This is a genomic window from Gemmiger sp. An194 (assembly GCF_002160145.1).
In the GTDB taxonomy this organism is placed as follows: Bacteria; Bacillota; Clostridia; order Oscillospirales; family Ruminococcaceae; genus Allofournierella.
Genome location: NZ_NFKA01000018.1, coordinates 59,456 through 66,668 on the forward strand (window position 1 = coordinate 59,456; position 7,213 = coordinate 66,668).

7 protein-coding genes and 1 pseudogene are annotated in these 7,213 nt (G+C 46.8%); 5 read left to right on the top strand and 3 right to left on the bottom strand.

The annotated features are described in order from the left end of the window. Positions 1-32 precede the first annotated feature (32 nt). The 4 genes and pseudogenes from B5F28_RS11355 to B5F28_RS11370 form a co-directional block, all read left to right on the top strand. Positions 33-320: pseudogene (locus tag B5F28_RS11355) on the top strand (hypothetical protein); the annotation flags it as partial. A 3-nt stretch (positions 321-323) separates the two neighbouring features. Continuing rightward, positions 324-686, top strand: coding sequence for a PrgI family protein (locus B5F28_RS11360; RefSeq protein ID WP_087296003.1), 363 nt, complete (start codon positions 324-326; stop codon positions 684-686). After that, positions 673-3,036 carry a VirB4-like conjugal transfer ATPase, CD1110 family gene (locus tag B5F28_RS11365; RefSeq protein ID WP_087296004.1) on the top strand — a complete coding sequence of 788 codons (2,364 nt, stop codon included), beginning with the start codon at positions 673-675 and terminating at the stop codon, positions 3,034-3,036. The genes B5F28_RS11360 and B5F28_RS11365 overlap by 14 nt, the downstream gene beginning before the upstream one ends. Then, on the top strand, positions 3,029-3,463 hold the full coding sequence (locus B5F28_RS11370) for a DUF3846 domain-containing protein (RefSeq protein WP_087296005.1): 435 nt from the start codon (positions 3,029-3,031) through the stop codon (positions 3,461-3,463). The genes B5F28_RS11365 and B5F28_RS11370 overlap by 8 nt, the downstream gene beginning before the upstream one ends. A gap of 101 nt (positions 3,464-3,564) precedes the next feature. Here B5F28_RS11370 and B5F28_RS14515 read toward each other — a convergent pair whose 3' ends face one another. The 3 genes from B5F28_RS14515 to B5F28_RS11380 form a co-directional block, all read right to left on the bottom strand. After that, positions 3,565-4,074 (bottom strand): hypothetical protein, encoded by a 510-nt coding sequence (locus B5F28_RS14515; RefSeq protein ID WP_143424735.1) that lies wholly within the window; start codon positions 4,072-4,074, stop codon positions 3,565-3,567. A 94-nt stretch (positions 4,075-4,168) separates the two neighbouring features. Beyond that, entirely contained in the window at positions 4,169-4,960 is a 792-nt protein-coding gene (locus B5F28_RS11375) for a hypothetical protein (RefSeq protein ID WP_087296006.1), read from the bottom strand. Continuing rightward, complete coding sequence (locus B5F28_RS11380; RefSeq protein ID WP_143424736.1) at positions 4,957-5,499, bottom strand: RNA polymerase sigma factor; 543 nt, start codon at positions 5,497-5,499, stop codon at positions 4,957-4,959. The genes B5F28_RS11375 and B5F28_RS11380 overlap by 4 nt, the downstream gene beginning before the upstream one ends. A gap of 109 nt (positions 5,500-5,608) precedes the next feature. Here B5F28_RS11380 and B5F28_RS11385 point away from each other — a divergent pair, with 109 nt between their 5' ends. Further along, a complete protein-coding gene (locus tag B5F28_RS11385) occupies positions 5,609-7,093 on the top strand; it encodes a hypothetical protein (RefSeq protein WP_087296008.1) in 1,485 nt (494 codons plus the stop codon). Positions 7,094-7,213: the final 120 nt, after the last annotated feature.

Genomic DNA, 7,213 nt, shown 5'->3' on the forward strand with positions numbered 1-7,213 from the left:
GTAATGCGGCAAGGCGCTGGGCGCTTACCCTACTGTACACCGCTCTGGCTCCCCTTCCTCTTTCAACTTTTGCAGGCGAAAGCACCCAGAGCGTGGGCATTTCTTTTCTGAAAAGCTATGTGGGCGTATGCCTGGAAGGAGCTGTGATCGTATTGGCCTGCATCATCTATGCAGGCTTTGTGAACACGCCGTCGGTCGGAGGTGGCGAAGCCACCACAATGGTCTGGAGCTATCTGGCCGAAACCGTATTTAATATGTTAGTTCTGGTGGGACTCATCAAAGGGTCTGACCGAATCATCCACGAAATGATGGGGTTATAACCAATGCAGACACCAATCAACAAAGAAATTCGTCATTACCAGGAATCCATTTGCCTTGGGATGAATCTGCGGCAAACAATCTGCGCTGGATGTGCAGTGGCACTGGCTGGAGCGATCTATTACTTTGGCTCTCCCCTGTTGGGTCGGGAAACTGCCAGCTGGTTGTGCATTGTAGCAGCTGCCCCCGTAGCTGCTTCCGGCTTCTTCACCTATGACGGCATGAATTTTGAAAAATTTCTCTGGGCCGTGTTTCGCTGCCTGTTTCTCAACGCCGGGACGCGGATATGGAAATCGGAAAACCGTTATCTGAAATTAAAAGCACAGCGCAAAAAAGCTGGGAAAGGAAAACCGAATGAAATTAAATGAATATGCCTCCACCCGGAAAACGCGAGGTCATTTCTATATCCCCCGGTCGGTACAACAGTCCATCCCGGTGGATGAAATTTTCGCCGATGGTATCTGGCGCTCCGGCGAGGTATTCAGCCAGATGTGGCGTATTTCCGACATCAATTTTTCCATGTTATCAGACAGCAACAAACGCATCCTGCAATCACAATATGGTGTTGTCTATGCGGGCATCCCCTCCGACTGCTGGGCCAAATTCTGCATTACCAGCCAGCACATGGATGAAAAAAGTTTCCGTAAAAGCATCCTGTACCAGCCTGAACACGATGGCCATGACGATCTGCGGCAGGAGAAAAATGACCATCTCATTGCCTGTGCCAGCGATGTGGGCAACGTGATTCAGCAAAAATTCCTTATCATTTCCACCGTAAAAAGAAATGTTCGGGAAGCCCGGGATCGGCTTCGTCAGATTCAGGGCCACCTCATCAGTTCCCTTTCTGCTTTGGGCTGTACAGTCACCAATGTTACCTGCAATGAACGGCTGGAAATTCTGCACAACTTCTTTCGGATTGGCGAGGAAGGTCATTTTCAATTTGATCTTTCCGAATGCCAACGCCTGGGCAACGATTTCAAAAGCGCCGTCTGCCCCGACACACTCAACTTCAAACGCTCTCACATTGAGATCGATGGCCGCTTTGCAAAGTGTATGTCCATCTCCCATTTCCCCCAACAGCTGAATGACCGGTTCATCACCACTCTTTTGCAGCAGGTCCCTTACATCATTCTGAGCATTGATGTGGTTCCGGTGGAACCGGAAGATGCCATGCAGGCTCTGGAAGAGGTGCGCATGGCGGTGGATGCAGAAAAAGCCCGCTTCAATCGCAGAGCCGTGGATAAACTTGATTTCACCGCCAGTATTCCTCCCCGCACTCTTGCCCAGGAAGAAACCATGAAGCGATATTATGCCGACATCACTGAGGACGACCAGCAGATGATGCTGTCCATGCTGAGCGTTGCCTATTTTGCGGATTCTCTGGAAGATCTGGCTCTGGAAACCGATGCCTTAAAAACCACTGCCGTCAACTACAACTGCCGGTTCACCGAGCTGTTTTTTCAGCAGGAGGATGCCTTCAACACCGCTATGCCCTATGGCCTGCGCCGCTTGGAAAACGTACATACCATGGTCACGAAAAATGTTACTGCGTTGGTTCCCTTCAACACGCAGGAAGTGCTGGTACCCGGTGGCATTTATTATGGTGTGAATGATATGTCCGGCAACCTTATTGTCGGTCTGCGCACCGAACTGATGAACGGCAATGCTATGATCCTTGCCACTTCCGGCAGCGGCAAAAGCATGTTCACCAAACAGGAGATCATGGAGCTGTTCCTGCGGTTTCCCAAGGCTCGTTTCTACCTTGTCGACCCGGAAAATGAGTACCGCCCGCTCGTGGAAGAGCTGGGCGGTATTGTGGTGGATATTTCGGTGGAAAGCCGCACCTACCTGAATCCGCTGGAATACAAGCCGGAACCCGGTTCCGACACGCTGCCCAACGAAGCAAAGGTGGAATTCATCCTGTCCCTTTGTGAGCAGATCATGGGCAAAAACAACGGCTATATCGGAGACAAAAGTATCATCGACAACAGCCTGAGAAACATCTATGCTCCCTATGTGAAGACCAACTACAAGGGCGATTGTCCCACGCTGCATGACCTTTGGAAAGACCTGAAGGAGCAGCCTTTGGAACGCGCCAAGGAGATTGCCCTGGCCCTGGAAGTCTATGTAAACGGCAGTCTGTCCATGTTTGCCAAGCCAACCAATGTGGATATGACCAACCGGCTGATCTGCTTCAACATTCAGAGTCTTGGCGGTCAGCTGAAGGCGGTGGCCATGTTGTACATGCTGGAATTCATCAACACCCGTGTAATGACCACTGAGCGCAGCAGTTCTGCCTGTGCAACATGGGTTTATTTTGATGAGATCTATCTCCTGCTGCAAAACGAGCTGAGCGCGCAGTTCCTCTTCACCAGCTGGAAACGCTTTCGCAAATACAATGCCTTTGCCACTGGCATTACCCAGAACATTGAAGACTGCCTGTCCAACAGTACTGCCTATGCCATGTTGGCCAACAGCGAATTTGTGTGCATGCTGCGCCAAACCAAAGACATCGATCATGTGGTGGAACTCTACGGCCTGTCCGATATTCAGCGAAATTATCTGCTGAAAGCCCGTCCCGGCCAGGGCATCCTGAAAATGGGAAACGCTCTGATCCCCTTTGTGAACGATTATCCCAAAAATACCAAGAGCTATCGCCTGCTCACCACAAAGCCCGGCGAACTGGAAAACAAATCAGAAGGAGATTCCGATGAATAAGGAAAAACAAATCCGTGTTCTTCTTGTACGTCCCGGTCAATATCCGGAAGAACGCATGGTAGACAATACCCTGCCCGCCCTGCAAAAACTGGTGGGCGGTGATATTGAAACTGTTTCCCCCTGGCCGGACCGGGTCTGTATTGTCTGCGATGACGAAGGAAAGCTTAAGGGAAAGCCCTTCAATCGAACCTTGGGCGACTACGATGTGCTGGCGGGGGATTTTTTTATCTGCGGCATCCGGGACGATGACTTTTGCAGTCTGACGGACACGCAGATTTCCCGGTATGAAAAGCTGTATCACGACCCGCAGATTTTCCTTCCCACGTCGTTTGGTCTGTATACGGACACATGTACGCCGCAGGAATATGCGCAATTCAATGGAATTGCACAACCAAGCAGAGATATTTCCTCCATCGAAGAAAGATAAGTCTAAAAAATCCATAGATTGGAACACCTCATAGTAGGCGTTCCAATCTATGGATAATACATTTGATTTTACATTTTTAGCAATCTGAACATTCGTAATCCTTATAATGTAATAGAACCACTATTGACTGTAATTGTATCTGCGCTATAGTTCATGAGATAGAAGCAATATTCTCCTTCTTCACGTAACACAGTCGTAAAAGACGGGGTTTTGCTCGTACCATTATATACAGATTTGCGTGATTGATTCTTTAACGCATATCCCATTTCAACGTGAGCCGACGAATTTAGCGTAACACTAAAAGTAACCGTAGAATTGGCCGACACCTTGAAATGTGTACCACTAGAAGTATAGTAATATCGTATATTGCCTTGTGCAATCGAATGCTTCGACAGGCTCAAACGAGAGTCCGGTACAACATTCCCATCTGCATCATACTGAACACTGACCAGTTCTTCAAGACTGAAGGTATACTTTCTGGCATTTCCGTTTTCATCAACGACACAAATAGTCGCCTCGCCTTCAATAGGCGAAGCATCTTCTGCAGATGCTACTACCGTACAGACTAAAACCATCATCAAAGACAAGCACAAACAGATAATTTTTTTCATACCGCATCTCCATTCATTCAAATTGGCCTACAGATTGCTAACTTATCCAAATAGTACGTAGATTTTCAAAAAATGTTACATCTTTATTTCTATTTTATTGAACAACTATTACATCCGAAACAATAATTGGTTCCGAAGAGAAGTCTTGTACATAGAAATAAACTTCCGCGGATTTTTCTGCTGTATAGGTATATTCCATATTCGGCTCATTGTCACATCGAAGTTCATTCGGAATCCCATCCACAATAATTCCCAATGCCAATTTGTTTCCTTCCGGGAAAGCATGAGGATTGTCTTTCAGGTTCTGTCTTAGAGAAATCGTGATGGTATCATTTTTCTCCATTTGCCAACCACTGCCGTCCTCGTTTGTGAGAATCGCTGTTTCTCCATTATTGAATACAAATTCCGGGAACTTCACAGCCGACTCATCTTTTGTTCCCGAAACCGTCCCCACATCATCAAAAAACAGCACATCATTCTCCTCCAGATAGTCAATATCCAGTATTGTCTTGCTGTAGCCAGTGAGTGTTCTCTCGCTGGCTTTTTCACTTTGCGGCTGGCTGGTACTGGAAATCACCACATATTGCGGTTGCTTTAATTTGCTCCTTGCCTCTTTGTTAAACAGCTGGACTCCCCAAAGGCGCTCTGAAGCGGCACAAATTCCAATGGCAAAAAGCACTGACAATGCCGCTGCAATACCCGTTACCAAAAATTTCCTCCGAATCCTGAAATGCGTTTTTGGCAATTCACTTTCTTTTTCCTTCAGCTGCGCGATCTTTGTCAATGTGCGTTTCTTAATCGCTTCAGCACTGGCTCCTTTCACATCGATTCGCTCCATATCGTCAAGTTCTGAAAACAGCTCATGCAGTTCAACCCTTTTTTTCATTGACGATCCTCTCCCTCCAGTTTTTTCTTTAATTCTGCTCTCAGTCTGGATAATCTGGTTCGCAAAGTATTATGCTGGATGCCGTAGTCCTGTGCGATTTTACAAGTTCTCTGATTATAGTAATAAAACCGTATCAAAATGTCTTGTTCCGAAGGCGAAAGTTCCTCCAAATGCTTTTTTAGGCGCCTCAACATTTCCTTATGTTCCAGCGATGTTTCCACAGTATCTTCCGATTGCGTAATCTCTTCCAGCAACGGCAAGCAATTGGTTTTTCGGCTTCGTAAAACATCTACAGCCAGATTTCTTGTTGTTCTCACCAAATATCCTTTTAATGAAAGCTTCGGGTCCAATGATTTTCGATGCGTCCACAGACGCACAAAACAATCAGAAACAACCTCCTCAATATCCTCCGCCGTCAATAAGGATGCTGCCAAATTTCCGGCAACCGTACACAAATATGCAGTGTAACAGTCCATGATTTCTTGCAGTGCCGTAACATCATCCTGTTTTAATCGTTCAACAAGCTGTTCCTGTTTCATGGAAACCACCCTATCACTCTCTTTTGAAATCGATCTCGTCTATATATACGTCAATTCATCGATTTTGTTACCCCAAAATATAGTACACCATTCCAAGGAGAATCCGCCAATGAACAAAAAGAAAAAGCTGCACGTCATAAAAAAACGCGCCATCCAAAAGTATTTGACTAGGTATACTGCTGCTCATACCCGACGATTCCAGCAGGATATCAGCACCGATGTCTCATCGGATACTTCCTCCAGCGAATCTACCGAGTATGCCGAACAGAAAATTCAACATACCACTTCTGATCTCGTTGAAACCACAGGAGATGTAGCCTTTGACAGCGCGCGGGTCTCCTACATAAAGTTCAAAACTATACGTGAAAAGCAGATGGCTCGACAGGCCAACCTCTTCCAAGAAGAGCCGTGTGCTATTCCTTCAGACACTGCGTCTCCTGATGAACGAACATCCCCCTTTCAGGCAAGCCATACCGAAATCCGCTCGCAAAAAGAATCCGGATTTTCTGAAACGACACCCGCCCAGCACAAGGGCGGTTCCTTTCATACAAATGCTGCTCAAAAACACATTAAACAGAAGAACACCTCTCCTGCGGTACGATCTCCCTTTGCCACTTCCTCCTCAAGTATTCCTGTGTCAAAAGGTAATCGGGTAGTTGAAATCCATTCAGACAAATCAGCGCCGCATCCGAAAATTCTCCCGCAGTCAAAAAAACAACAGGTAATCTATCAAAAGCGGATGGCTCAACTGAAAAACAACATGATTCAAAAACGAGCTATCCAGAAACGTCTGGCGCAGAATGCAAAAAAGGCCACCGAACACTCGGTGGCCTTTGCTTCTAATGCTTGGAAATCGCCCGCGCAAAAAGGTAGCGTGGCTGTTTTGGAGCAATTCCAGAGAATCGCAGCAGCTGTCTGGGACAAAATTCGAGTAGCACTTATTGCTGTAGCAAAAACTATCGGCAACGCACTGATCGCTTTTTGCGGGCCAGTGGTAGCCACAATCATTGTGGTTCTCTTTATCGCCATCATCGCTGTTGTCCTCTGTTCACCCATCAGCATTCTTTTTGCCGATGAGAGCAATGACCCCAGCTCGATTCCCATCCGAGAAATTGTATCGGAAACCAATCAGGAATTTGAGGATGAAATCAACTCGCTGATTGAAGATCATCCAGAGTGCAGTGACGTCGAAATCTTCTACGATTACCCGGACGGGTACACCTGGTCAAGCTACTGGCCTGAAATCCTTGCCCTGTTCGCCGTAAATGCAAACCTGCGCAGCGACAATGATGTAATCGTGATAGACGAAGCCAAAAAAGAGCAGATTCAGGAGATTTTCTGGCGTATGCACAGTATTGAATGGGAGGTTGATGAAGAGGAAATTCCTCAGCCTGCACCAACGCCCGATCCGGTCACATCCACTACTCCCGATCCCCCAGCTCCGGAATACACATATACTCTTAAAATTACAGTCAGCAGCCAGTCTGTGGAGAAGCTTGCAAATGAAATGGAGTTTACCTCTGATGAGCTGGATATGATGCATCTGATGCTTACTGATGAATTGAAGTCTTGCCTGATGACGCTTTATGTCTAGTTCATCAGTAATCTTTCATCATATAAAAATCGCATACCACATGTGTTGGCGCCGGGAGATCACGACCATATTTTGTCGGGAGTATTTAACCAATTTTTGTCGGCGAACCCCAGAGCCAGT